The following is a 25,207-nucleotide window of genomic DNA, read 5'->3' as shown; positions in this document are numbered from 1 at the left end:
TTTCCCCTCTTCTTACAGAAGGAGCATTTGAATGGATACTTATTTAGCAACAGTAGTTAGTAATGAACAAATTGCGGATAAAATATTCAGAATTGAATTACAAGGTGACGTAGTCAAAGAGATGAATACGCCTGGACAATTTGTAAATATTAAAGTAAGCAACAGCTATGAGTTTTTATTAAGAAGACCTATTTCAATTTGTGAAATTAATAAAGAAAAAAATACATTTGTGATGATTTATAGAGCAGATGGAGCAGGTACTAAGAAAATATCTGAATTAGAAACAGGTAATTTAGTAGATGTATTAGGTCCATTAGGAAAAGGATATGATGTTTATACGCTAGAAGAAGGACAAACTGCATTGCTAGTGGGTGGAGGGATTGGAGTACCACCGTTATATGAGCTGGCAAAGCAATTTAGAAAACAAGGGGTAAACACAGTACATATTTTAGGTTTTAATAATGTGAAAGATGTGTTTTATGAAGAAAAATTTGCAAAGCTTGGTACGACTTATGTTGCTACAGCTGATGGAAGTTACGGAGAAAAAGGTTTTGTTACTGATGTTATAAAAAATTATGAAGTTGACTATGATAAGTATTATAGTTGTGGTCCATTTGCAATGTTAAAAGCATTAACTAAGATGGATGAAGAAAAGATGGGGTATATTTCTTTAGAAGAAAGAATGGCTTGTGGAGTAGGTGCATGCTACGCATGTGTTTGTGAGAAAATTGATGGTTCTATATCTCGAGTATGTTATGATGGCCCTGTTTATGATTCAAAAGAAATAGCATTATAGGAGGAATTTATGAGCGAAAGATTACGAGTGAAACTACCAGGATTAGATTTAAAAAATCCTGTAATGCCTGCATCAGGATGCTTTGCATTTGGTTTAGAATATGCTAACTTTTATGATTTAAGCAGACTTGGAGCAATTATGATTAAGGCAGCGACTAAAGAACCACGTTTTGGGAATCCTACACCACGTGTAGCAGAGACTTCTAGTGGGATGTTAAATGCAATAGGTCTACAAAATCCTGGGGTTCATGAGATATTAGAAACTAAATTAAAAGAATTAGAAAAATATGATGTTCCTATTATTGCTAATGTGGCAGGATGTGAAATAGATGATTATGTCTATGTAGCGGAGCACATAAGTAAAGCACCGAATGTTCATGCATTAGAGTTAAATATATCTTGTCCTAATGTTAAGCATGGAGGAATTCAGTTCGGAACAGATCCTGAAACAGCAAAAAACTTAACTAAAAAAGTAAAAGAGGTATCTAGTGTACCTGTTTATGTGAAACTTTCACCTAACGTTACCGATATCGTAGCGATGGCAAAAGCTGTCGAAGAAGGAGGAGCTGATGGTATTACAATGATAAATACCTTAGTAGGTGTAAGGTTAGATAAAAAGACTGGGAAACCAATTATTGCGAATGTAACTGGTGGATTATCAGGACCAGCGGTGAAACCTGTGGCTATAAGAATGGTTTATCAGGTGAGTCAAGCTGTAAACATTCCTATTATAGGTATGGGAGGAATTATGGATGAGTGGGATGTAATCGACTTTATCTCTGCTGGAGCGAGTGCGGTAGCAGTAGGTACAGCGAATTTTGCAGATCCATATGCTTGCCCAAAAATTATCGATAAGTTAGAAGCGGCGCTTGATGAACTAGGTGTAGAACATATACTAGAACTTCGTGGTCGTGCATATAAATAAAAAGGAGAAATATTATGAATAAAGATGTAATAATAGCATTAGACTTTCCAACTTTGGAAGATACTTTAAATTTTTTAGAAAAATTTGGCGAAGAAAAACTATTTGTAAAAGTAGGGATGGAATTATACCTACAAAATGGACCTGTTGTTATTGAAAAAATTAAAGAATTAGGACATAAGATATTTTTAGATCTTAAACTACATGATATTCCTAATACAGTTTATGGTGCGACAAAAGGATTAGCGAAATTCAAAGTTGATATTCTTACTGTACATGCTGCAGGAGGCTATGAAATGCTAAAAGCAGCAAAAAGAGGAATGGTTGAAGGTGGTAGTGTAGATACTAATGTAATAGCGATAACACAATTAACTTCAACATCAGAAGAAGCGATGAAAGACGAGCAACTAATTGCTGTCTCTCTTGAAGATAGTGTAATTAATTATGCTAGACTAGCTAAAAAAGCAGGACTTGATGGAGTAGTTTCATCAGTTTGGGAAGCAAGATTAATTAGAGAAAACTGTGGAGATGACTTCTTAAAAGTAACTCCAGGAATAAGATTAGAAACAGATGAAGTAGGAGATCAAAAACGTGTAGCGACTCCAACTGTTGCTAACGAAGAAGGAAGTACACATATCGTGGTTGGTCGTTCTATAACTAAATCAGAAAATCCACTTGAAGTTTATAAATTAATAAAAAGTCAATTCGTAAAATAATATTAGATATACAGCTAAGGTAAAGGAGAAAAACATGGTATTAGAAAGAAAAATAGCAAAACACTTATTAGATATTGAAGCAGTGGCATTAAGACCAAATGATTATTTCACTTGGACATCTGGTATTAAATCACCAATTTACTGTGACAACAGAATTACAATGTCTTATCCAGCGATTCGTCGTGAAATAGCTGCAGGAATGAGTGAAGTAATTAAAGCTAAATTCCCAGAAGTAGAAGTGGTAGCTGGTACGGCGACAGCTGGTATTCCACACGCTGCATGGGTGAGTGAAGTACTGGACTTACCTATGATTTACGTGAGAGATTCAGCTAAAAAACATGGGAAAACAAATCAAATCGAAGGAAGATTACTAGATGGGCAAAAAGTTGTTATTATTGAAGACTTAATCTCAACTGGATTATCTTCATTAAAAGTAGCTAAAGCATTAGAGGAAGCAGGAGCAGTAGTCTTAGGAGTAGTGGCAATATTTAGTTATGAACTTAAAAAAGCACAAGATGCTTTTGCAGCAGATAAGGTAGAGTATCATACATTAACTAACTATAACTACTTAATCGAAGAAGCGGTAGCAAGTGATTATATCAAACAAGAAGATGTAGAAAAACTTCTTGAGTGGAGAAATAATTTGTAGTAAAAGTTCTTTATCAGATTGAGATTAGTTTCAAAGAAATAAAGTATATAAAGTAATATTAAAGATGTAACTTAGATGAAAGTCTTAGGTTACATCTTTTTACATTATCATTTTTAATTTGATAGCGATTATCAATGGCTTATGGTATAATTATATTAATAATATAAGGTAGTGAGGTAAAGAAAAAATGGATAATATTATAGATGTAAGTATACCAGTTGCACAAGTTGTTGATAAACACCCAGAAGTATTGGATATTTTAGTAGATTTAGGGTTTAAGCCTTTGGCTAATCCGATTATGAGAAATACTGTAGGTAGAAAGACTTCACTTAGAATGGGTTCGAAGCTAGCAGGAATTAAACTTGAAACAATTATTGCTACATTAGAAGCTAATGGGTATGAAGTAGTAGGATTAGACTAATGGCTACAAAGAGAATTGAAGTTTTACGCGATATATTATTACGACTTCATAATGGAGAATCTGCAGAATCGGTACAGGAGGAGTTTAATGAACATTTTTCAGGAGTATCTGCGATTGAGATATCGTTAATGGAGCATGAGCTTATGAATTCAGATTCTGGCGTAACTTTTGAAGATGTTATGAAGTTATGTAATGTACATGCTAATCTATTTAAAGGTGCGATAAAAACTGTAGAAGTTGAAGATAGTGAGCATCCAGGACATCCTGTTCAAGTGTTTAAACAAGAGAATTTAGCTTTAAGAGCTGCGATTATTCGAGTACGCAGAATTTTAGACAATTATGCTAAGCTCGATGATGGTGATACAAAAGTAGCAGTTTTAAAAGGATTGCTTCGTCAGTTGCAATTATTAGGGCAATTTGATATTCATTATAAACGCAAAGAAGAACTTATGTTTCCTATAATGGAGAGATATGGACATGATGCACCACCTAAGGTTATGTGGGGTGTTGATGATGAAATAAGAGATTTGTTTAAACTAGCAAAAGAAGAAGCGGAAAAACTACCAAATGTAGAGATAGCTGTCGTTAAAGAAAAGTTTGAAGTTTTTGTTAAAGAATTTGAGGAAATGATCTTTAAAGAAGAGTCGATTCTTCTTATGATATTATTAGAAACATTTACTCAAGACGATTGGTTGAGTATCGCTAAAGATAGTGATACATACGGTTATGCAATAATTCGACCTCAAGAAGAGTGGATACCTCATAGAGAAGATTTTGAAACTAAAATTACTAGTGAAGACAGTGAAGTAATAGAAGTAAGCGAAGGGGAATTAACGAAAGTAATTCAAACTCCTGAAGGAGAGTTCACTATTACCTATAAACCAAAAGAAGTTAAAGAAGAAACTTTAAATAGAGATACACCTCAGAAAATTGGAAATGGGTATTTATCATTAAATCAAATTGATTTAATTTTAAATTATTTGCCTATGGAGATTACCTTTGTGAATAAAGAGGAAATCTTCCAATATTATAATAATCATTGTTCAGAAGAAGAGATGATTTTCAAACGTACGCCAGGACAAGTAGGAAGAAATGTTGAACTATGTCATCCACCGAAGTATCTAGAGAAAGTTAAAACTATAATGAAAAACTTGCGAGAAAGAAAAAAAGACAAGTATGAAATGTGGTTTAAATCAGAATCAAGAGGAAAGTTTGTTCATGTTACTTATGCAGGTGTATATGATGAAAATGGGGAATTTCAAGGAGTACTAGAATACGTTCAGGATATAGCTCCTTATAGAGAAATAAACAGTGATTATTATAGGGGAATAGAATAAGATAAAAAAGAGAGAGACTTAAAAATCAATTTTTTGAGTCTCTCTCGTTACATATTATTTATGAGTATATTTTGTCAAGTACATTTTTTCTTAATTTTCTTGTTGCGAGAATCAACAGTATTATTAATATTAGAGAATATATTATTCCTACTATATTTACTGATGATGGCAGCATAGCAATTAAGAAAAATGTCACGACATTAAGTAGTACCAACAGGAAAATAGCTCCGAAAGCTAAAATAGTTAATAGTACTTGATTTATCGAACTACGATTAGCTAGATCAGTGATAGTGTTCCAATTTAGATATAATTTTCTATAGTCGCTTGTATAACTATAGAAAGAAAAGACAAGGCTTGAAATAATGTAGGATATAATAGTTGCAATTGCTAATAAGATTGGTGTTTTAGTTATAATTAACATCGCAATCAGAGCAAATAATCCAAAGCCAAGTTGTAAACAAGTGGCGATTGCTAATTTGATTTTTAGGTATTTTTTAAAATCTAATGGAAGAGATTTTAAAAAATAGTAATCTTGTTTTTCTAGTGATATTGCTATACTTGTAAAATTCATAGGATTAGAATTAATGTATAATGCTAACGTGAATCCTATAGTCATAGCTAGAGGATAAAATAGAAAAGGTAGTGTAATACCTCCGTGTTTTCTAATTTCTATAATCGGAATTACAAATATACCAAGTGTAATTATAAGATTAGTAAATACAGTTGTGGAAATTGTACTGTTTAACAATAATTTTAAATTTCTCTTAATTAATTTAGAAAATAGTGTAGTTGATGTACTATTAGTATTTTCTTTGATTTTTACAGCTTTAGAACTAGATGTGTATGTATTACCAGATATTCTATATAAGTCTTTCATATATTTTCTTATTACAAATATATATGTAGTAAAGAAAGAAATAAGTGCTAAGATAATAGCTACTATTAAGTAAGTATAAGTCTTAGAAATATCTAATACGAGTATATTTAAAAATAAATCTCCTGAATAATCAGAATCAAAACTTTTAAAAGTATGAGCAAAATTAAATATGTATCCTGTGAAGAATATCAACGCAATTAATATTGTAGCTGCATTAACTTTCCCTTTATTCTTCTTAAAATTTGGGATATAAGTAATAAATGAAAGTAGTGTCATAATAGAACATATTAAAGTAATGATAAATGCAAAACTATATACTAATACGAAGAAAAATTTTTGAATTGAAAACTCTGCATTTAATCCAATAATTAAGTTTATAACTATTAAAGGAGTAAAATTACTAATAACTTGTGAAAGTAGAGTAAACAATTTACTAAAAAATATTTCAGATCCTGTAACAGGTAAGTGAATAATTGCTAATGTATCATCACTTTCGTAAAACATATTGATAAAATTATTTAAAATCTGAATAAACACTAATAATAAAATAAAGAAAAGTATATTTCGATATCCCGGTCCAGAAAAGTTAAAACCACGAGAAAATATTGAAAATAAAAATAAAATATGTAAGAAATTGAAAAAATTAAGCATTAAAACATTTCTAAAAAGATTATGTCTTATATCGCTCTTTCCACTGAATTTTTTTCTGTATTTTATTCTTTGAGGTGAAAAACTATAAAGAAGATTCGTTAAGAATAACTCTTTTATTACACTAAATCTCATATTTAATCACCACCTAAAATATTTGAATTTGAATTTTTTACTATATTAAGATAAATTTCTTCTAAATTATCTCCCTCAAATTGTTCTTTAAGCTCGTTAAGTGTACCGATAAAAACTAGTTTTCCTTTGCTGAGGATACCTATTCTATCGCACAGATGTTCAGCGACCTCCAAGACATGAGTAGAGAATAAGACACTATTTCCTTTTGAAGCGTGCTCTTTCATTAAGTTTTTCAAGTCAAATGCAGCTTGTGGATCTAATCCAGTCATCGGTTCATCCATAATCCAGAATTTAGGTTCTGATAATAGGGCACCAATTACGAATACTTTTTGTCGCATACCGTGAGAAAAAGAACTAATTTCTTGATGTTCAACTCCTGCCATATTAAATAATTTGCAGTACCTATTAAGAATATCATCTCTTGTTTTATTATCGATTTCATATATGCTAGCGACTAAAGACCAATATTCAAAGGCTGATAATGTAAGAAACATATCGGGAGTATCGGGAACATAGCCAATTTGTTTTTTACATTCTAATCTATTATTTTTTAAAAGTAGGTCATTGAAGTAAATCTCTCCTGAAGTAGGTTCTAATATACTAACTAGAGATTTGATTGTAGTAGACTTACCAGCTCCGTTATGCCCGATAAGCCCGAATATTTCTCCATCATTGATTGTAAAACTTAAATCATCAACAGCACACTTTGTATCAAATTTTACGGTAAGATTTTTAATGTTTATCATAAGTATCCCTCCAATGTTATCTATAGCTATATTATACTTGAAATCGATTTACTCAACAAGAGGGATGGATAAATTATTTCTATAATTATGATAAAAAAATATAAAAAAATATAATTTTGTAGTGTGTATATGGAACACCTGGAAAAGTGAGCTAAAACTATATATATGATACACCTGGAAGTGTTTGTTTATAAGTTAAAAATGATACACCTGGATAAGTGTGAAAATAGAATGTGATAATGACAAGTAAAAAAGATATAAAAAAATTTTAAAAAAGTGTTGACAAGAAAAAATAAAAGTGGTATTATTTAGTACGTGAGTGTTACGGCACTCTGTGTAAAGCCACTAAGGCTTATAAAAAATTTAAAAATGTGATACACCTGGATAGGTGATTCACAAATAAACAGGGAAGGAGGAAATCAGGAAAATGCCAACTATTAACCAATTAGTTCGTAAACCTCGTAAATCAAAAGTATCGAAATCAGATTCACCAGCACTTAACAAAGGTTACAACTCTCAAAGAAAGAAAGAAACTAACATTTCTTCACCACAAAAACGTGGAGTTTGTACTCGTGTTGGGACTATGACACCTAAAAAACCTAACTCAGCTTTACGTAAATATGCACGTGTTCGTTTATCAAACCAAATCGAAGTAACAGCATATATCCCAGGTATCGGACACAACCTACAAGAACACAGTGTTGTACTTATTCGTGGAGGACGTGTAAAAGACTTACCAGGGGTACGTTACCACATCATCCGTGGAGCTTTAGATACTGCAGGAGTTAACGACCGTAAACAAGGACGTTCACTATACGGTGCTAAAAAACCAAAAGAGAAAAAATAATAAAAGATAAAATTTGATAAAAAGAATTCGTGAAAGGAGGCAGACACTATGCCACGTAAAGGTCCAGTTGCAAAACGTGACGTTTTGCCAGATCCAATTTATAACTCAAAATTAGTTACAAAATTGATTAACAAATTAATGCTAGATGGGAAACGCGGTACAGCACAAAGAATTTTATATTCTGCGTTTGATTTAATTAAAGAAAAATCAGGACGTGATGCTATGGAAGTTTTCGAAGAAGCATTAAACAACATTATGCCTGTTCTTGAAGTTCGTGCTCGTCGTGTTGGTGGTTCTAACTACCAAGTACCAGTAGAAGTACGTGCTGAAAGAAGAACTACATTAGGTCTACGTTGGTTAGTTAACTATTCTCGTTTAAGAGGAGAAAAAACTATGGAACAACGTTTAGCTAATGAAATTTTAGACGCAGCAAATAACACTGGTTCAGCTGTTAAGAAACGTGAAGATACTCACAAAATGGCTGAAGCTAACAAAGCATTTGCTCACTATCGTTGGTAATTATAGGGTGAATATCAAGCTATTTCATAGCTTGAGTTTTTCACTATAAAAGACAAATTACTAAAATCATTTAAAAAATTATGAAAGGAGAAAATTGACTCATGACTAGAGCATTTTCTTTAAAAGATACTCGTAACATCGGTATCATGGCTCATATCGACGCAGGTAAAACTACTGCAACAGAGCGTATTTTGTTCTACACTGGGAAAATCCACAAAATTGGAGATACTCACGATGGTAACTCACAAATGGACTGGATGGAACAAGAACAAGAACGTGGTATTACAATCACATCTGCTGCAACAACTGCTGAGTGGAAAAAACACCGTATCAACATCATTGATACACCGGGACACGTAGACTTCACAGTTGAAGTTGAACGTTCACTTCGTGTACTTGATGGATCAGTAGCAGTATTAGATGCACAATCAGGTGTTGAACCACAAACAGAAACAGTTTGGCGTCAAGCTACAACTTATGGAGTTCCTCGTATTGTATTTGTTAACAAAATGGATAAAACAGGAGCAGACTTCTTATACTCTGTAGGAACAATCCACGACAGATTACAAGCTAATGCGCACCCAATTCAACTTCCAATCGGAGCTGAAGATTTATTCGAAGGTGTAATTGACCTTGTTGAAATGAAAGCTATTTATAACGAAGGAAGCGTTGGGGAAAATCTTGTTGTTAAAGAAATCCCAGCTGAATATCAAGATCAAGCTGAAGAATACCGTGAAAAACTTATCGAAGCTGTTGCAGAATTCGATGAAAACTTCATGGAAAAATACTTAGGTGGAGAAGAAATTACAATTGACGAGCTTAAAGCTGCTATTCGTAAAGCTACTTTATCAGTAGAATTCTTCCCTGTAGTATGTGGATCAGCTTTTAAATATAAAGGTGTACAACCAATGTTAGATGCTGTAGTTGACTACTTACCATCTCCATTAGATGTACCAGCAATTAAAGGTGTTGATCCAAGCACTGATGAAGAAACAGAAAGACACTCTTCTGATGAAGAGCCATTCGCAGCCCTAGCTTTCAAAGTTATGACTGACCCATTCGTAGGGAAACTTACTTTCTTCCGTGTGTACTCAGGTATTTTATCATCTGGTTCATACGTTAAAAACTCAACTAAAGGTAAACGTGAACGTGTAGGACGTATCCTACAAATGCACGCTAACACTCGTAACGAAATCGCAGAAGTTTACGCTGGTGATATTGCTGCAGCTGTTGGTCTTAAAGATACTACTACTGGGGACACACTTTGTGACGAGAAAAACGAAGTTATTCTTGAATCAATGGAATTCCCAGAACCAGTTATCCAACTTTCAGTTGAACCAAAATCAAAAGCTGACCAAGATAAAATGTCTACAGCTTTACAAAAATTACAAGAAGAAGACCCAACATTCCGTGCTGGAACAGACGAAGAAACTGGACAAGTTATCATCGCAGGTATGGGTGAGCTTCACTTAGACATCATCGTTGACCGTATGCGTCGTGAATTCAAAGTTGAATGTACTGTAGGTGCTCCAATGGTATCTTACCGTGAAACATTCAAACAAGCTGCACAAGTACAAGGTAAATTCACTCGTCAATCTGGTGGACGTGGACAATACGGGGACGTATGGATTGAGTTCACTCCAAATGAGCCAGGTGCAGGATTTGAGTTCGAAAACGCTATCGTTGGTGGGGTAGTTCCTCGTGAATACATCCCAGCAGTAGAAGCAGGACTTAAAGATTCTATGGCAAACGGGGTATTAGCTGGATATGAATTAATCGACGTTAAAGCTAAATTATTCGATGGATCATACCACGATGTCGATTCATCTGAAATGGCGTTCAAAGTTGCTGCGTCATTAGCTCTTAAAGAAGCTGCTAAAAAATGTAACCCAGTAATCTTAGAACCAATCATGAAAGTTGAAGTTGTTATGCCTGAGGAATACTTAGGAGATATCATGGGTGATATCACTTCACGTCGTGGACGTGTTGAAGGTATGGAAGCTCGTGGTAACGCTCAAGTAGTAAGTGCTTCAGTACCATTATCTGAAATGTTCGGATATGCAACTTCTCTACGTTCTGCAACTCAAGGACGTGGTACTTACTCAATGGTATTCGACCACTACGAAGAAGTACCAAAATCAATTTCTGAAGAAATTATCAAAAAAAATAAAGGATAATAAAAATTATTCTTTATAGTTGCAATTTTTGTTGTAACATTATAAAATATAGTTATCATAGAATGCTATGTGACTATTTTAAAAAAAACAAAATTTTATTAACTTGAAGGAGACATTTTTAAAATGGCAAAAGAAAAATTTGACCGTAGTAAAACACATGCTAACATTGGAACAATTGGTCACGTTGACCACGGTAAAACTACTTTAACAGCAGCTATCGCTACTGTATTAGCAAAAACTTATGGTGGGGAAGCTAAAGACTACGCTTCTATCGATAACGCACCAGAAGAAAGAGAACGTGGTATCACAATCAACACTTCTCACATCGAGTATGAAACTCCAAACCGTCACTACGCACACGTAGACTGCCCAGGACACGCTGACTATGTTAAAAACATGATCACTGGAGCTGCGCAAATGGACGGAGCTATCTTAGTAATCGCTGCTACAGATGGACCAATGGCTCAAACTCGTGAGCACATCCTATTATCTCGTAACGTTGGAGTACCAAAAATTGTTGTATTCTTAAACAAATGTGATATGGTTGATGACGAAGAGTTATTAGAACTAGTTGAAATGGAAGTACGTGAACTATTATCTGAATACGGATTTGATGGAGACGATCTACCAGTAATCAAAGGTTCTGCTCTTAAAGCTCTTGAAGGAGAAGCTGATGCAGAAAAAGCTATCATCGAATTAATGGAAACAGTTGACGAGTACATCCCAACTCCAGAACGTGACAACGCTAAACCATTCATGATGCCAGTTGAGGACGTATTCTCAATCACAGGTCGTGGTACAGTTGCTACTGGACGTGTTGAACGTGGACAAGTTAAAGTTGGAGACGTAGTAGAAATCGTTGGATTAACTGAAGAACCAGCTTCAACTACTGTAACAGGTGTTGAAATGTTCCGTAAATTATTAGATTACGCTGAAGCAGGAGATAACATCGGTGCATTATTACGTGGTGTTGCTCGTGAAGATATCGAACGTGGACAAGTTTTAGCAGCTCCTAAAACAATTACTCCACACACTCAATTCGTAGCTGACGTGTACGTATTATCTAAAGAAGAAGGTGGACGTCACACTCCATTCTTCACAAACTACCGTCCTCAATTCTACTTCCGTACTACTGACGTAACTGGTGTAGTTACTTTACCAGAAGGTACTGAAATGGTAATGCCTGGGGATAACGTATCAATCAACGTAGAACTTATTTCTCCAATCGCGATTGAAGAAGGAACTCGTTTCTCAATTCGTGAAGGTGGACGTACTGTAGGTTCAGGTGTTGTTACATCTATCGTTAAATAATTTTGAATTTAAATAGAAAGCAAGGTGATTTTCACCTTGCTTTTTTTATATATTTATGATTCATATTTTAATAATTTTATGGTTTAAGTTTATAATATTTAAAGGAATAATATAAAGTAAAATATACTATTTTTATAAAGTTGTTGCACAAAAACTGTAAGAGGTGTATAATATGTTTAAAGGTAGTATAGGGGAAAATAATAGTATTAATACATTAAATGTACGACTATTATTACATCAAACTTAATTACTCTAGGGATATTGAGTAATAATAAGAAATCGAAGTTAAGAGATTAACTTCGATTTCTTATTATTAATATATAAAATACGTTTAATAGAGAAAGTTTCAAGTAGCTGAGTTTAAGAAATTTGCATAAATAATTGTATAAACCATATTAATATGCTAATATATGTTAGTGTATAGTATTCTCATTATCCCAAATTTATGAGTAATATAATGATTAATATTTTTAAATAAAGTAAAAATAGTATAGAAAGGAAGAAAATGAAGAATTTAAAGTTTGATGGAACTCAGTTAAAATATATAGCTATAATTGCTATGACAATTGATCATTTAGCATGGCTATTATATCCAGGTTTAGTTAAAGAAACAATACCAGTACTTATGCATATAGTAGGACGTTTAACAGCACCGATTATGTGGTATTTTATCGCAGAAGGATGTTATTATACAAAAGATATTAAAAAATATTTCTTTAGAATTATGAGCTTTGCTTTTATTAGTCACTTTGCTTTTTGCTTCGGTTTAGGAATACCATTTGATATAACTACAGGAAGCATATTTAATAAAACAAGTGTCTTATTCCCATTAGCGATGTCGGTTTTATTAATCGCAATCTTTAGAAGTGAGAAGATAAGTAATACATTAAAGATTTTAGCTATTATTGTTTTCTGTTTATTAACATTTATAGCTGATTGGTCTGCAATTGCTCTTATGATGCCATTCTTCTTATATAATCATAGAGGTAATAAAAAACAACAAGTACTTGACTATGTTATCTGGATAAGTGTTTATGCAGCTATTTATATTATCTTTATAGATGTATTTTATGGAGTATTACAGTTTGCAACTTTACTTTCATTACCATTATTAATGAGATATGATGGTACTAGAGGTAAGCATACTGGTTCTAAGTGGTTCTTCTACTATTATTATCCAATACATTTGGCAATTATAGGTATTTTTAGAATTATATTATACGGAAATATACCATTGGTCTTTTAGAATTAGTATAGACGTAGCAAATCAAAAGAACATGGTTAAATTTAATACAACGAAAACTAATATAGAGGTTCCTTATTAAGATAAAACTTAATAAGGAATTTTTTATATAGTTTGATATTGATATGTAGTAAAAAAGTATAAGATATAATATAATATGGATATTAAAAATAAACTGTTTTCGAAAGGATAAAATGAATAATAAAGAAGAAAGAGTTCAATGTCAAAAGTTATGGGCAAAAAATAAATATCTTGTTTTGAGTCATTCAAGTAAAATATACTTAGAAATTAGAACATATTTAAAGCAAGAAGAAGTATCCATAGTTAAAGTGAGTGAGTTTATAAAACAAGCTGTAAGTTTACCTGAAGATAAAGGACAAGTAACGAACGCACTACATCATGTCTGGGGATATTTTAAAAAATATGCGACAAAAGAAGAAAAAGATCATTTTTTTGAAATGATTGAAGAATATCATAATAATAAATATAAAAAAGAAGATTTGATAAAAGAAGTAAAACATCTTCTAAAGAAATATCCAAATAAGTATTTAGAAGAATCTACTTTTATCAATGGAGGATAAGATGAGACTTTGGCATGAAGAACTTATATCAAAATTACCAAGGCAACAACTTTTAGGACAACATAGAGAGTGTTGTGCATTAAGAGGAAATGGTTGGGGTAAGAAACATGCAACAGTAGATTATGTATTTAAACATAAACCATTTTTACTTTTCAAGTATCATGAATTAATCATGCAGAAAATGAAGAATAGAGGCTATAATATTAGTGAAGAATGGCTTGATAAAAATTATAGAGGAAAAATTTGTGCGCCTCACAACGATCTAAAAGAGTGTAAAATTAATAAGTCAATTTATAAAGAACACGATAAGGCATACTATGATGAGTGTATCGAGAATTTAGCTCAGAAGAATATTTTTATCTAGCTATATATTTATATTAAAATATTAATAGAAAATAAGTAAGGAGATAACAATGAAAATTTCAATTTTAAATTTAGCTCCATTAAGACAAGGGCAGAATTTTAAAGATGCCATTGATGCAATGGTTAAATTAGCTAAAAAGGCTGATGAACTAGGATATGAAAGGTATTGGATTGCAGAACATCATAATACCAAAAGTGTAGCAAGCAGTGCAACACAATTATTAATACAACGTACTTTAGACAATACTAGTACTATTAGAGTAGGATCAGGAGGAGTAATGTTACCTAATCATAGTCCATATATAGTTGCAGAGCAATATGGAACTTTGGAGACTCTTTATCCAGGTAGAGTTGATTTAGGTTTAGGGCGTGCACCGGGTACTGATTATAACACTGCACGTGCTATCAGAAGGAATACTAATAGAGAGATGGATTTTAAAAAAGAAGTTGTAGAACTATCTGGGTATTTTAAAGACACAAGACCTGTTCATGCATATCCAGCTTCTGGTCTTGATGTTCCACTATATATACTAGGTTCAAGTACTGATAGTGCATATGTAGCTGCTGAGCTAGGATTGCCTTATTCATTTGCATCGCATTTTGCTCCAGCTATGATGGAAAATGCAGTAGCAATTTATAGACATTACTTTAAACCATCAGAAGTTTTAAGAGAGCCGTATGTAATTTTAGGTGCTAATGCAGTTGTTGCAGATACCGATGAAGAAGCAAAAAGATTATCAACAACTCAGATTCAATCATTTTTAAATATTATTACGAGTAATCATCAGGGCATGGTTCCACCAGTACAATCGGAAGAAGCTGTATGGAAAAATTATATCGCTACAACAAAAGTTCCATATTTTGGACCAATTGCATTTGAACATGATGAGATAGTTGATCATGAGAAATCTGTGGTTGATCAGATGACGAAAATCTCATTTATTGGTAATAAGGAAACTGTGAAAAATCAGATTTTAGATTTAAAACGTAGGGTAGAGTTTGATGAATTAATGATAAATTCATATATTTATGATGAACATGCTCAACATTACTCATATGAATTGTTAAAAGAAATTATTGATGAAATTAATGGATAGACCATGGGTGAATATAGAAATATAATTTATTAGAACTCATAAAATTCTTAAAACTTAAATTGATGACAAAAGTAGATAATTAGTGTATTATGGTATCAAATAAACTTAATAATAGTAAAAAGAGGTAAATTATGGAAAAGTATCTAATTAACAACGAATTTGTCAATGTAAAATCAAAAGTAGATGAATATTTAGAAAAAAATAACATTCATCAATTTTTAAATATAAATCAAGGTGAATATGCCAAAAATGTTGATTTAGAATTAGTTGATATTCAATATGTAGTATTTGGAAATCCTAAAGTAGGTACATTACTAATGCAAGATGATGTTTATCTAAGTTTTAATCTACCGTTGAAATTGTTTCTGATTAAGAGAGAAGATAAAACTGAATTAATATATGAAAAGCCTACTTCTTGGTTAAAAGAAGAGCATTCAGATAGAATAAAAGATATATTGCCTAAAATGGATAATTTGTATTTGGATATTATTAAGTATCTAGAAGCATAATTAAGAATTGTTTATTTTAGATAAGAAAATTACTAACTTTTAAATAAGGAGAATTGGGAGTGACTCAAAAATCGCGATTTCGAAGAAATCGATTTTGTTGAGTCACCCCCGCACAGTTTATTAGATATCTAAAAAGCTTTTATAAAGCGAATTTAGATATCAATAAACCACTGCGTCTATGAGCTCTTATATAAACTTTGTTAAATTTTAGGACTTTTGGGTCAGCCCCTTCTTCTTTTTTATTAACATACATACTAAAACTAATTTTATCAATGGTTATTAAGAGTGTTTTGTGATAAACTGTTATTAGTATACATAGGAGGTATGAAAAATGTTAAAAATAAATTTTTTAGGTGTAGAATTAACTAATCCATTAATGAATGCATCAGGGGTTCACTGTATGACGACTAAGGAACTAGATGAATTAGTGGCTAGTGAAGCTGGGGCATTTGTTACCAAGACTGCCACTCGTAATTATAGAGAGGGAAATCCTGAACCAAGATATTATGATATTACTTTAGGAAGTATTAATTCAATGGGGTTGCCGAATAATGGTTTAGATTATTATTTAAATTATGTTATTGAACGTCAAAGAGCAGGTGCAAAATTACAGTTTTTATCGGTAACTGGTATGAGTTATGATGAAAATATAGGATTATTAAAAAAAATTCAAGAAAGTGAATATGATGGAGTTACTGAGTTTAACTTATCATGTCCGAATGTGCCGGGTAAACCTCAGATTGCTTATGACTTTGAACTTACAGACAAATTATTAGCTGAGGTATTCACATTCTTTACAAAACCTATTGGGGTAAAACTACCTCCATATTTTGATATTGCTCATTTTGATGAAATGGCTAAAATTTTAAATAAATATCCATTAACGTATGTAAATAGTGTAAATAGTGTAGGGAATGGTTTATATATTGATTTAGATAAAGAACAAGTAGTTATCAAACCAAAAGGTGGTTTTGGAGGACTTGGTGGAGAATATATTAAACCAACAGCTCTAGCGAATGTTCGTGCATTTAGAGAACGCTTAAATCCTAGCATTAAAATTATAGGAACAGGTGGAGTTATAAATGGTAAAGATGTGTTTGAACACATTCTATGTGGTGCTGATTTAGTACAAGTGGGAACAACTCTTCATAAAGAAGGAGTTTCAGTTTTCGCTAGACTTATTAAAGAACTTCAAGAAGTAATGAAAGAAAAAGGGTACTCAAGTATAGAGGACTTTAGAGGTAAATTGAAGGTAATAGAATAAGTAATTATCATTCATACAGTATAATTTTAAATTAACGATAAAAATATAAAAGAAAAAACAGGTAACACTTGAAAATCATTTTGAAAATTGATATTATATCATGTACAGACAAATTATAGCACATATAAAGGCAAGAATAAGGCTTGCAAGTTTCTACCATCAGACCGTAAATTTGATGACTATGGGCATTTTTATTATAATGTTATTACTTTGAATTAATTTTTAAAGTAACTATTTGTAGTAGAATTTTAAATCGCCTATAAGTAATTATAGGTGATTTTTTGTATTTATATAGTTATATTTGTCAAAAATAATATATAACTAAGGAGAAAAGAATCTTGAAAACTTTTATTTTAAGTTTACAGCACGTACTAGCAATGTATGCAGGAGCGGTAATTGTACCGATAATTGTTGCTGGAGGTCTAGGTCTTTCAGCAGAACAAACAACTTATTTAGTGTCAGTTGATATTTTTATGTGTGGGATTGCTACATTTTTACAAGTGTATAAAGGGAAATTTACAGGAATTGGGTTACCGGTTGTTCTTGGATGTACTTTCACAGCAGTAGCGCCAATGATAGCAATTGGTAATAGTGCAGGATTAGCAACTATGTATGGAGCAATTTTTGTTTCTGGATTAGTTGTAGTTCTTATAGCACCATTTTTTGCTAAAGTTGCAAAATTATTCCCGCCAGTTGTTACTGGTAGTGTTGTGACTATTATTGGTATTACTTTAGTTCCTGTGGCTATGAATTATATAGCGGGAGGACAAGGAGCTAAAGATTTTGGTAATCCTAAAAATATTATACTTGCATGTATAACACTTGCTATTATTTTGGTTATTTATAAATTTACAACTGGTTTTATACACTCTATAGCAATTTTATTAGGTTTAGTATCAGGAACAGTTATTGCTAGTTTTATGGGAATGGTAAGTTTTTCTGAAGTTTCTCAAGCAGGATGGTTCCAACATCCAACCCCGTTTAAATTTACTGGTTTCGAATTTAATGTTAGTGCGATTTTAACATTTACAATCGTTGGTATTGTAAGTATGATAGAATCAACAGGAGTGTATTATGCCCTAGGAAATATTTGTAATCAAGATGTAAAAGAACCAGATTTAAGAAGAGGTTACTTGGCAGAAGGATTAGCTGTTATGATAGGCTCATTAGTTAATGCTTTTCCGTATACAACATATTCTCAAAACGTAGGACTTGTTCAAATTTCAGGTGTTAAAAGCAAAAAAGTTATGTATGTTATGGTTCTATTATTATTGGTATTCGGTTCGATACCTAAAATAGGAGCTTTAGCAACAATTGTACCTCAACCGGTATTAGGTGGAGCTATGATAAGTATGTTTGGTATGGTACTAGCTTACGGTGTTAAAATGTTAGGGAATACTGATTTTGCTAGACAAGAAAATCTTATGATTATTGCTTGTTCAGTAGGATTAGGACTTGGTGTTACTACAGTACCAACGGCTTTCGCACAATTACCAAGTTTTGTTCGTATGTTTACTGATAGTGGAATTGTTTTAGGAACAGTTGTAGCAATAGTAATGAATTTAATATTTAATAGAAAATCAAAATTAAATAAATAGAAAATACGATTTTATTGATAATTAGTAAAGTTAAAGGAAATTTTTAATATTAAACTGATTTAGAAAAATGATTTTATAAATTAATTTGCAAGGAAGCACTGTTTAAAGGGCTTCCTTTTTTGCTTTTATATATTTAAAAATCAATGTTTTTTATGTACAAAATAATTTTTGTGTAGTATAATTTAAGTAAAGGTCAATTTTAGTCAATGAAGGAGGTGCCCTCATGAATAATAATATGACAGATATTCTTGAACAATATATTATGAGCTTATTTAATGAGGCTTCAGAAGATCATATAATTATAAAAAGAAGTAATGTTGCACAAAAGTTTGACTGTGTACCATCCCAATTAAATTATGTAATAAAAACAAGATTTACTCCCGAACATGGATTTATAATTGAAAGTAAACGAGGTGGAGGAGGGTTTATTAGAATAACAAAAATAACCTTACACACTAATAAGGATTACATTGATTACTTAATTGAGACGGTTGATAATGAGATAATTGAGGTAGAAGAAGCTATAAGAATAGCTAAAATTTTACTTGAAAAGGATTATATAGATAAATTTGACTATAATCATTTTATAGATAGTGTTGAAGCGATAACATCTGTTCACAATCAATTTTTAGAACATATAGATGAAAACTGTATAGAAGAGATGATTTTTAAAACAAAATCAAACTTAAAAGACTTAACAATAAGATTTTTAACTAATATAAAATATAATAAGAGAGGATAAGGTTATGTACATAAGATTTAATGAAACTGCCCTTATGGTACTGACGTCAGCGAAAGAAGAAGCAAATGACTTTGGCGTAAAGGCTGTTGGAACTGAACATTTATTATTAGCTATGCTTAGTATGAACAATACATTAGCATGTAAAACACTTAATAAATATGGTGTTTATTATGATGATTTCAGAAAAAATGTTGTAGATTTTTATGAAGCAGAATTAGAAGGTACAGATTTTTATAGAAATGTATTAATGAAGATAGACTATACGAATGGAGCTGTTAGAACTATAGAGAAAAGTCAACAGTTTGCAGATGATACATCTAGTTTTGTGGTTACTAGTGAACATTTATTATTATCTTTATTGAATGAGAAGACAGGAACTGCTGTTCGTTTATTAACCGATAAATTAGGTGTTAATATTAATGCATTAATTACTGAGTTATTTGAATTATTAAAACAAAGTCAAGGACTTCTTTCTAAATTATTTGATGGGTTTAAAAAATTAGAAATGGCAGAAGATAGTTCTGCAAAAACTAAAACATTAAATTCATTAGCAAAAGATTTAACAAAGGATGCATTCAATAATAAATTAGACCCTGTTTTGGCACGTGATAAAGAAATTACTAGAATGATAGAAATTTTAAATAGACGTACAAAAAACAATCCAGTTCTAATAGGTGAGCCTGGGGTAGGTAAAACTGCAATAGTTGAAGGATTAGCTGAAAGAATAGTATCTCAAAATGTTCCAAGTAATTTATTAGGTAAAAGGGTAATGGTGCTTGATATGGGAACATTATTAGCTGGTACTAAATATCGTGGTGAATTTGAGGAAAGATTGAAAAACATAATTGCTGAGATAGAAGATGCTGGAGATATTATCTTATTCATTGATGAAATTCACACAATTATTGGTGCGGGAGGAACAGAAGGTAGTGCAGATGCATCAAATATCCTAAAACCCGCCTTATCTCGTGGATTGATACAATGTATTGGGGCTACGACAACTGAAGAATACAGAAAGTATTTTGAAAAAGATGCCGCATTAGAACGTAGATTCCAACCGATTAAAGTAGAAGAACCGAGCACGGAAGATTCTATTAAAATACTAGAAGGGTTACGTCCTAAATACGAAGAACATCATAATGTAGAAATATTAGATGAAGCACTAGATGCGGCAGTTAAATTAAGTACAACTTATATTACTGATAGATGTCTACCAGATAAAGCGATAGACTTAATAGATGAAGCATGTTCAAAAGTTAAATTAAGATTTTATAAATCTCCTGAAAAATTAAAAGAATATGAAGATGAACTAAGTCGTTTAAATAAAGAAAAAGATAGAGCGGTAATTAATCAAGAATTTGAAATTGCTGCAAAAAAACGTGATGAAGTAAATCAAATAATTAGCAAAATAGAAGAATTTAAAATCTCTTGGCAAGATAGTTTATCTAAAGATAAAATTAAGATTAGTTCTGATCACGTAGCAGAAGTTCTTGCGGCTTGGACTGGTGTGCCTGTAACAAAATTAACAGAAACTGAGAGTGAGAGACTTCTGAAATTAGAAGAGATTTTACATAAGCGTGTTATTGGGCAAGATGAGGCGGTTGTTAGTTTAGCTAAAGCAGTTAGAAGAGCGAGAAGTGGATTTAAAGCACCAAATAGACCTATAGGAAGCTTTATTTTCTTAGGACCTACAGGAGTAGGTAAAACAGAACTTGCAAAAAGTTTATCAGAAGCATTGTTTAGTTCTGAAGATAATATGATAAGAATAGACATGAGTGAGTATATGGAACCACACTCAATTAGTAGACTTGTAGGAGCTCCTCCAGGTTATGTAGGTTATGAAGAAGCGGGGCAATTATCTGAACAAGTTCGTCAAAAACCATATTCAGTAGTATTATTCGATGAAATAGAAAAAGCCCACCCATCAATATTTAATATTTTATTACAAGTTTTAGATGATGGACGTTTAACTGATGCTTCTGGTCGTGTAGTGGACTTCAAAAATACTATTATAATTATGACTTCAAATGTTGGAGTAAGTGAACTAAGTGATCAAAAATTCGTAGGTTTTGGTGGAAGTGAATCAATTAAAAATGATTACAAAAATGTTCAAAATACTATGATGGAAGCATTGAAAAAACAATATCGTCCAGAATTTCTAAACAGAATAGATGATATTATTGTTTTCAAGACTCTTGAAAAAGAAGAACTTGAAAAAATCTCTGAATTATTAATAGATGGTTTATCTAAACGATTGGAAGATAGAAATATTACTATTAAGCTTACGAAAAAAGCAATGGCTAAAATTGTAGAAGACGGAAGCATAAAAGAATACGGTGCTCGCCCATTAAAACGTAGTATTCAAAAAAATATTGAAGATTTATTAAGTGAAGAATTACTAAGAAACCCTGAATTAACTGGAACTATCAATGTCGACTACAAAAATGATCAATTCGTTGTGAAAAAGACTAAGAGGTAATTATGGCGAAGGTTAGTGTAAAGTATGAATGTAATGCCTGTGGTTATCAGAGTTTGAAATATATGGGAAGATGTCCGAGTTGTAAAAAGTGGGCATCTATGGAAGAAGTAGTCGAAGCAAAAAAGGCTTCTAAGCATACAGAGTTTGAAGTTAAGACAAATGATACAGAACGTGTAGAAGCTGGGAAATTAAAATCAGTTTCTACACAGGATGTTCCTCGAACACTTACTGATAGTAGTGAACTAAATAGAGTTCTGGGTGGAGGAGTTGTGGCAGGTTCATTAGTACTTTTAGGAGGAGATCCAGGTATTGGGAAATCTACATTACTTCTACAAATATCAGCATATTTAGCAAAAGAACATGATGTATTATATGTAACCGGTGAGGAATCTGTTAGACAGGTGAAAATTAGAGCTGATAGATTGAAAAACAATACTGATGAACTTTATGTATATGCTCAAACTGATTTAAATTTGATATATCAAGTTGTAAAAAAAATAAAACCTCAGTTTTTAGTTATCGACTCAATTCAAACAATTTATAACCCTAATATGGAAAACTCACCAGGAAGTATTACTCAAGTAAGAGAATGTACTCAACAGCTTATGAAAATTGCTAAGAGTTTAAATATAGCAATTTTTATAGTTGGACATGTGACTAAGGAAGGAACTATAGCAGGGCCTCGAATGCTTGAGCATATGGTTGACACAGTTTTGTATTTTGAAGGTGAGGGGCAACACAGCTATAGAATACTTAGGGCAGTAAAAAATCGTTTTGGTTCTACAAATGAAATTGGAATTTTTGAGATGAAGCATAGTGGGCTAGAAGATTTAGCTAATCCTTCGCAGATGTTCTTAGAAGAACGTAGTAAAAATTTAGCTGGAGCAACGATAATTAGCACTATGGAAGGAAGCAGACCTCTTCTTGTAGAGATCCAATCACTAACGACTCCAACAGCTTTTAATAATCCAAGGAGGATTTCAACTGGATTAGAGTACAATAAATTAATTTTATTGATGGCAGTTTTAGAGAAAAAAGCGGGGTATCTACTTCAACAACAAGATGTTTATGTTAAGGTATCAGGTGGAGTCAAGATTGATGATCCTGCAGTAGACTTAGGCGTAGTTATGGCAGTGGCTTCAAGCTTTAAAGATATAGCAGTCGATATGAATGATTGTTTTATAGGTGAGGTTGGATTAACTGGTGAAGTCAGAAGAGTTAGTAGAATCGAACAAAGAATCAATGAGGCAAAAAAACATGGATTTAAACGTGTAATAGTCCCGGTTGGAAATATGAAAAATTCTGATTTCCCAGAAGGAATTGAAATAATACCGGTAAAAGATATAAGAGAATGTCTAGATATTGCTTTTAGTAGTGTGTTTTAATACTACAATATAGATGAATGGGAGTGACTCAAAAATCGTGATTTCGGAGGAATCGATTTTGTTGAGTCACCCCCGCACAGTTTATTAGATATCTAAAAGCTTTTATTAAGCGAATTTAGATATCAATAAATCACTGCGTCTATGAGTTCTTATATACACTTTGTTAATTTGGGTCATCCTTATTCGTCTTTTAGGGTAGTATATATTAAGTGAGATTTTAAAAAAATAGATTTTTCAAATTTTCTTATGTTAATTTTAAGGAATATGTAGTAGAATAAATAGAAGAGATGTTATATATCCCTTTATATTGGATATATAATAAGAAATTATTAATGAGTTTTTAATAATTTTTATATTTATAATTAAATAATAAAAGGAGTGATTTTAATGTTGAAAAAAGTTTTAATTATTATTTCCTTTTTTCTAGGAATAACTATAGGAACACTTTCGACAAATGCATTGATATATTATAATATATTTACATCAATGAGTGAGACGATGATAAGAGTTATTGTTACAATTGGAACTACAACAGTTTTTGTATTAATGTCTTTATTATTTTCAGATAAGTTTGTAGCAATGTTAAAAAGACTAGAAGATCGTCTATCGAAAACACCAATTCAAAAAATTATATTCACAACAATAGGATTGATTCTAGGATTATTACTGGCCAGTTTACTTTCATCAGGAGTAGATGTAATTGCTGGTGCTGGAATTATGGGAAGAATTATTTCAGCTGTAATTTATATTGTTTTTGGATATTTAGGGTTAGTATTGGGATATAGACGTGAAGGAGAATTTCTAAATATATTTACAGCATTTAAATTTGGAAATAAGCCAAAGGAAAAAGAATCAAAAACAAAAACTAAAAAAGTTTTAGCTAAGGTTGTAGATACTAGTGCTCTAATAGATTCTCGTATTCAAGATGTTGCAAAGACAGGATTTTTAGAAGGGAAAATAATAGTTCCAGAGTTTGTATTAAAAGAACTTCAATTAATTTCTGATTCTGAGGATTCATTAAAACGTGCCAAGGGTCGTTTAGGTTTAGATTGTGTTGAACAGCTACAAAAAATGAAAGAAATTGATCTTGAAATTGATAATAAATATAACTATAATGAGCACAAAGGAGTAGATAATCTTTTAATAGATTATGCACTAAAATACAAATGTTCAATTATCACAACAGACTACAATCTTAACAAACTAGCTACATTACAGTCAATAAAAGTTTTAAATGTAAATGATTTAAGTAATGCAGTTAAGCCGATGTTAACAACAGGTGAAAGATTGAAAGTTCAAGTATTAAGAGAAGGTAAAGAGAATAATCAAGGTGTAGCTTACACTGAAGATGGAACAATGATAGTTGTAGAAAATGGTAAACGTTCTGTAGGAAAAACAGTTGAAGTAGAAGTTCAAAGTGTATTACAAACATCTTCAGGAAGAATTATCTTCACTAAAATTATTTAATAAATTTGCTTTTTTTGAAAAAATATGGTAATATAAGTTGTATTGTATTAACGAATGATTATTTTAGGAGGAGAGTATGCACACTTTTTTAATGACAATGGCAATAGTGAGCAGTATTCTGTTAATTATAGTAGTATTACTACAAGAAAGTAAATCTGGAGGTTTATCTGGATTAACTGGTGGAGCAGAAGAACTGTTTGGAAAACAAAAAGTAAGAGGTGCTGAATTAGTTTTACAAAGAATTACAGTAGTACTAGGACTAATATTTTTTATATCACTAGTGTGTCTTACTTGGTTAAAATTATAAACTAAACATAGTAAACCTAAAATGGGAATTCATTTTAGGTTTATTTTTATAGAAAATAATTGTATGTTGTAT

24 protein-coding genes and 1 riboswitch are annotated in these 25,207 nt (G+C 31.7%); of the genes, 22 read left to right on the top strand and 2 right to left on the bottom strand.

Annotated elements, in window-relative coordinates; translation table 11 throughout:
* The first annotated feature begins 31 nt into the window (after positions 1 to 31).
* From RWL85_RS01035 to RWL85_RS01010, 6 genes are all read left to right on the top strand, one after another.
* Positions 32 to 796, top strand: coding sequence for a dihydroorotate dehydrogenase electron transfer subunit (locus RWL85_RS01035; protein WP_314083965.1), 765 nt, complete (start codon positions 32 to 34; stop codon positions 794 to 796).
* A gap of 9 nt (positions 797 to 805) precedes the next feature.
* Positions 806 to 1,720, top strand: a complete 915-nt coding sequence (locus tag RWL85_RS01030; protein ID WP_314083963.1) for a dihydroorotate dehydrogenase — start codon at positions 806 to 808, stop codon at positions 1,718 to 1,720.
* A gap of 14 nt (positions 1,721 to 1,734) precedes the next feature.
* Complete coding sequence (pyrF, locus tag RWL85_RS01025; RefSeq protein WP_314083962.1) at positions 1,735 to 2,433, top strand: orotidine-5'-phosphate decarboxylase; 699 nt, start codon at positions 1,735 to 1,737, stop codon at positions 2,431 to 2,433.
* 34 nt (positions 2,434 to 2,467) lie between these two features.
* Positions 2,468 to 3,082: an orotate phosphoribosyltransferase gene (gene pyrE, locus RWL85_RS01020; RefSeq protein WP_314083960.1), complete on the top strand. Its 615-nt coding sequence runs from the start codon at positions 2,468 to 2,470 to the stop codon at positions 3,080 to 3,082.
* Between the two features lie 187 nt (positions 3,083 to 3,269).
* A complete protein-coding gene (locus RWL85_RS01015) occupies positions 3,270 to 3,503 on the top strand; it encodes a DUF1858 domain-containing protein (RefSeq protein WP_003144696.1) in 234 nt (77 codons plus the stop codon).
* Positions 3,503 to 4,840, top strand: a complete 1,338-nt coding sequence (locus RWL85_RS01010) for a DUF438 domain-containing protein (protein ID WP_314083957.1) — start codon at positions 3,503 to 3,505, stop codon at positions 4,838 to 4,840. The genes RWL85_RS01015 and RWL85_RS01010 overlap by 1 nt, the downstream gene beginning before the upstream one ends.
* Before the next feature lie 58 nt (positions 4,841 to 4,898).
* Here RWL85_RS01010 and RWL85_RS01005 read toward each other — a convergent pair whose 3' ends face one another.
* Together RWL85_RS01005 and RWL85_RS01000 are read right to left on the bottom strand one after the other, a co-directional pair.
* Entirely contained in the window at positions 4,899 to 6,500 is a 1,602-nt protein-coding gene (locus tag RWL85_RS01005; RefSeq protein ID WP_314083955.1) for a hypothetical protein, read from the bottom strand.
* A gap of 2 nt (positions 6,501 to 6,502) precedes the next feature.
* Positions 6,503 to 7,246, bottom strand: coding sequence for an ABC transporter ATP-binding protein (locus tag RWL85_RS01000; RefSeq protein WP_204641495.1), 744 nt, complete (start codon positions 7,244 to 7,246; stop codon positions 6,503 to 6,505).
* Between the two features lie 427 nt (positions 7,247 to 7,673).
* Between RWL85_RS01000 and rpsL the strand changes: the two genes are divergently transcribed.
* The 16 genes from rpsL to secG all read left to right on the top strand — a co-directional run bounded on the left by rpsL (position 7,674) and on the right by secG (position 25,135).
* A complete protein-coding gene (gene rpsL, locus RWL85_RS00995) occupies positions 7,674 to 8,093 on the top strand; it encodes a 30S ribosomal protein S12 (RefSeq protein WP_003146927.1) in 420 nt (139 codons plus the stop codon).
* A gap of 48 nt (positions 8,094 to 8,141) precedes the next feature.
* The gene (gene rpsG / locus RWL85_RS00990; RefSeq protein ID WP_003144697.1) at positions 8,142 to 8,612 is read left to right on the top strand and encodes a 30S ribosomal protein S7; all 471 of its coding nucleotides are present in this window, start codon (positions 8,142 to 8,144) and stop codon (positions 8,610 to 8,612) included.
* Positions 8,613 to 8,713: 101 nt separating this feature from the next.
* Positions 8,714 to 10,789, top strand: coding sequence for an elongation factor G (gene fusA, locus RWL85_RS00985; protein ID WP_314083951.1), 2,076 nt, complete (start codon positions 8,714 to 8,716; stop codon positions 10,787 to 10,789).
* A 123-nt stretch (positions 10,790 to 10,912) separates the two neighbouring features.
* Positions 10,913 to 12,100: an elongation factor Tu gene (gene tuf / locus RWL85_RS00980; protein ID WP_314083949.1), complete on the top strand. Its 1,188-nt coding sequence runs from the start codon at positions 10,913 to 10,915 to the stop codon at positions 12,098 to 12,100.
* 505 nt (positions 12,101 to 12,605) lie between these two features.
* Positions 12,606 to 13,346 (top strand): TraX family protein, encoded by a 741-nt coding sequence (locus tag RWL85_RS00975; RefSeq protein ID WP_314083947.1) that lies wholly within the window; start codon positions 12,606 to 12,608, stop codon positions 13,344 to 13,346.
* Between the two features lie 191 nt (positions 13,347 to 13,537).
* Positions 13,538 to 13,924: a YbgA family protein gene (locus tag RWL85_RS00970; protein ID WP_314083946.1), complete on the top strand. Its 387-nt coding sequence runs from the start codon at positions 13,538 to 13,540 to the stop codon at positions 13,922 to 13,924.
* A 1-nt stretch (position 13,925) separates the two neighbouring features.
* Positions 13,926 to 14,288: a TIGR02328 family protein gene (locus RWL85_RS00965; RefSeq protein WP_314083944.1), complete on the top strand. Its 363-nt coding sequence runs from the start codon at positions 13,926 to 13,928 to the stop codon at positions 14,286 to 14,288.
* A 49-nt stretch (positions 14,289 to 14,337) separates the two neighbouring features.
* The gene (locus RWL85_RS00960; protein WP_314083943.1) at positions 14,338 to 15,384 is read left to right on the top strand and encodes an LLM class flavin-dependent oxidoreductase; all 1,047 of its coding nucleotides are present in this window, start codon (positions 14,338 to 14,340) and stop codon (positions 15,382 to 15,384) included.
* Positions 15,385 to 15,515: 131 nt separating this feature from the next.
* The gene (locus RWL85_RS00955) at positions 15,516 to 15,893 is read left to right on the top strand and encodes a DUF302 domain-containing protein (RefSeq protein WP_314083941.1); all 378 of its coding nucleotides are present in this window, start codon (positions 15,516 to 15,518) and stop codon (positions 15,891 to 15,893) included.
* 331 nt (positions 15,894 to 16,224) lie between these two features.
* Positions 16,225 to 17,157: a dihydroorotate oxidase gene (locus RWL85_RS00950; RefSeq protein ID WP_314083939.1), complete on the top strand. Its 933-nt coding sequence runs from the start codon at positions 16,225 to 16,227 to the stop codon at positions 17,155 to 17,157.
* A 100-nt stretch (positions 17,158 to 17,257) separates the two neighbouring features.
* Positions 17,258 to 17,359, top strand: a riboswitch (purine riboswitch).
* Positions 17,360 to 17,495: 136 nt separating this feature from the next.
* The gene (locus tag RWL85_RS00945; protein ID WP_314083937.1) at positions 17,496 to 18,755 is read left to right on the top strand and encodes a nucleobase:cation symporter-2 family protein; all 1,260 of its coding nucleotides are present in this window, start codon (positions 17,496 to 17,498) and stop codon (positions 18,753 to 18,755) included.
* Between the two features lie 223 nt (positions 18,756 to 18,978).
* Entirely contained in the window at positions 18,979 to 19,497 is a 519-nt protein-coding gene (locus RWL85_RS00940) for a CtsR family transcriptional regulator (RefSeq protein WP_314083935.1), read from the top strand.
* Between the two features lie 4 nt (positions 19,498 to 19,501).
* Positions 19,502 to 21,976, top strand: coding sequence for an ATP-dependent Clp protease ATP-binding subunit (locus tag RWL85_RS00935; RefSeq protein ID WP_314083933.1), 2,475 nt, complete (start codon positions 19,502 to 19,504; stop codon positions 21,974 to 21,976).
* A gap of 2 nt (positions 21,977 to 21,978) precedes the next feature.
* Positions 21,979 to 23,361, top strand: coding sequence for a DNA repair protein RadA (gene radA / locus RWL85_RS00930; protein ID WP_314083931.1), 1,383 nt, complete (start codon positions 21,979 to 21,981; stop codon positions 23,359 to 23,361).
* A 387-nt stretch (positions 23,362 to 23,748) separates the two neighbouring features.
* Positions 23,749 to 24,828 carry a TRAM domain-containing protein gene (locus RWL85_RS00925; RefSeq protein ID WP_314083929.1) on the top strand — a complete coding sequence of 360 codons (1,080 nt, stop codon included), beginning with the start codon at positions 23,749 to 23,751 and terminating at the stop codon, positions 24,826 to 24,828.
* 76 nt (positions 24,829 to 24,904) lie between these two features.
* Complete coding sequence (gene secG, locus RWL85_RS00920; protein ID WP_314083927.1) at positions 24,905 to 25,135, top strand: preprotein translocase subunit SecG; 231 nt, start codon at positions 24,905 to 24,907, stop codon at positions 25,133 to 25,135.
* The last annotated feature ends 72 nt before the right edge of the window (positions 25,136 to 25,207 follow it).

Origin of the sequence: uncultured Gemella sp., assembly GCF_963515875.1 — a bacterium.
In the GTDB taxonomy this organism is placed as follows: domain Bacteria; phylum Bacillota; class Bacilli; order Staphylococcales; family Gemellaceae; genus Gemella.
The sequence above is the reverse complement of the archived record's forward strand: the minus strand, read 5'-3'. Positions and strand labels throughout refer to the sequence as shown.

Excerpts from the sequence above, each read along its gene's own strand:
- RWL85_RS01035 (WP_314083965.1), top strand. The coding sequence starts at position 32 with ATGGATACTTATTTAGCAACAGTAGTTAGTAATGAACAAATTGCGGAT.
- RWL85_RS01030 (WP_314083963.1), top strand. The coding sequence starts at position 806 with ATGAGCGAAAGATTACGAGTGAAACTACCAGGATTAGATTTAAAAAAT.
- pyrF (WP_314083962.1), top strand. The coding sequence starts at position 1,735 with ATGAATAAAGATGTAATAATAGCATTAGACTTTCCAACTTTGGAAGAT.
- pyrE (WP_314083960.1), top strand. The coding sequence starts at position 2,468 with ATGGTATTAGAAAGAAAAATAGCAAAACACTTATTAGATATTGAAGCA.
- RWL85_RS01015 (WP_003144696.1), top strand. The coding sequence starts at position 3,270 with ATGGATAATATTATAGATGTAAGTATACCAGTTGCACAAGTTGTTGAT.
- RWL85_RS01010 (WP_314083957.1), top strand. The coding sequence starts at position 3,503 with ATGGCTACAAAGAGAATTGAAGTTTTACGCGATATATTATTACGACTT.
- RWL85_RS01005 (WP_314083955.1), bottom strand. The coding sequence starts at position 6,500 with ATGAGATTTAGTGTAATAAAAGAGTTATTCTTAACGAATCTTCTTTAT.
- RWL85_RS01000 (WP_204641495.1), bottom strand. The coding sequence starts at position 7,246 with ATGATAAACATTAAAAATCTTACCGTAAAATTTGATACAAAGTGTGCT.
- rpsL (WP_003146927.1), top strand. The coding sequence starts at position 7,674 with ATGCCAACTATTAACCAATTAGTTCGTAAACCTCGTAAATCAAAAGTA.
- rpsG (WP_003144697.1), top strand. The coding sequence starts at position 8,142 with ATGCCACGTAAAGGTCCAGTTGCAAAACGTGACGTTTTGCCAGATCCA.
- fusA (WP_314083951.1), top strand. The coding sequence starts at position 8,714 with ATGACTAGAGCATTTTCTTTAAAAGATACTCGTAACATCGGTATCATG.
- tuf (WP_314083949.1), top strand. The coding sequence starts at position 10,913 with ATGGCAAAAGAAAAATTTGACCGTAGTAAAACACATGCTAACATTGGA.
- RWL85_RS00975 (WP_314083947.1), top strand. The coding sequence starts at position 12,606 with ATGAAGAATTTAAAGTTTGATGGAACTCAGTTAAAATATATAGCTATA.
- RWL85_RS00970 (WP_314083946.1), top strand. The coding sequence starts at position 13,538 with ATGAATAATAAAGAAGAAAGAGTTCAATGTCAAAAGTTATGGGCAAAA.
- RWL85_RS00965 (WP_314083944.1), top strand. The coding sequence starts at position 13,926 with ATGAGACTTTGGCATGAAGAACTTATATCAAAATTACCAAGGCAACAA.
- RWL85_RS00960 (WP_314083943.1), top strand. The coding sequence starts at position 14,338 with ATGAAAATTTCAATTTTAAATTTAGCTCCATTAAGACAAGGGCAGAAT.
- RWL85_RS00955 (WP_314083941.1), top strand. The coding sequence starts at position 15,516 with ATGGAAAAGTATCTAATTAACAACGAATTTGTCAATGTAAAATCAAAA.
- RWL85_RS00950 (WP_314083939.1), top strand. The coding sequence starts at position 16,225 with ATGTTAAAAATAAATTTTTTAGGTGTAGAATTAACTAATCCATTAATG.
- RWL85_RS00940 (WP_314083935.1), top strand. The coding sequence starts at position 18,979 with ATGAATAATAATATGACAGATATTCTTGAACAATATATTATGAGCTTA.
- RWL85_RS00935 (WP_314083933.1), top strand. The coding sequence starts at position 19,502 with ATGTACATAAGATTTAATGAAACTGCCCTTATGGTACTGACGTCAGCG.
- radA (WP_314083931.1), top strand. The coding sequence starts at position 21,979 with ATGGCGAAGGTTAGTGTAAAGTATGAATGTAATGCCTGTGGTTATCAG.
- RWL85_RS00925 (WP_314083929.1), top strand. The coding sequence starts at position 23,749 with ATGTTGAAAAAAGTTTTAATTATTATTTCCTTTTTTCTAGGAATAACT.
- secG (WP_314083927.1), top strand. The coding sequence starts at position 24,905 with ATGCACACTTTTTTAATGACAATGGCAATAGTGAGCAGTATTCTGTTA.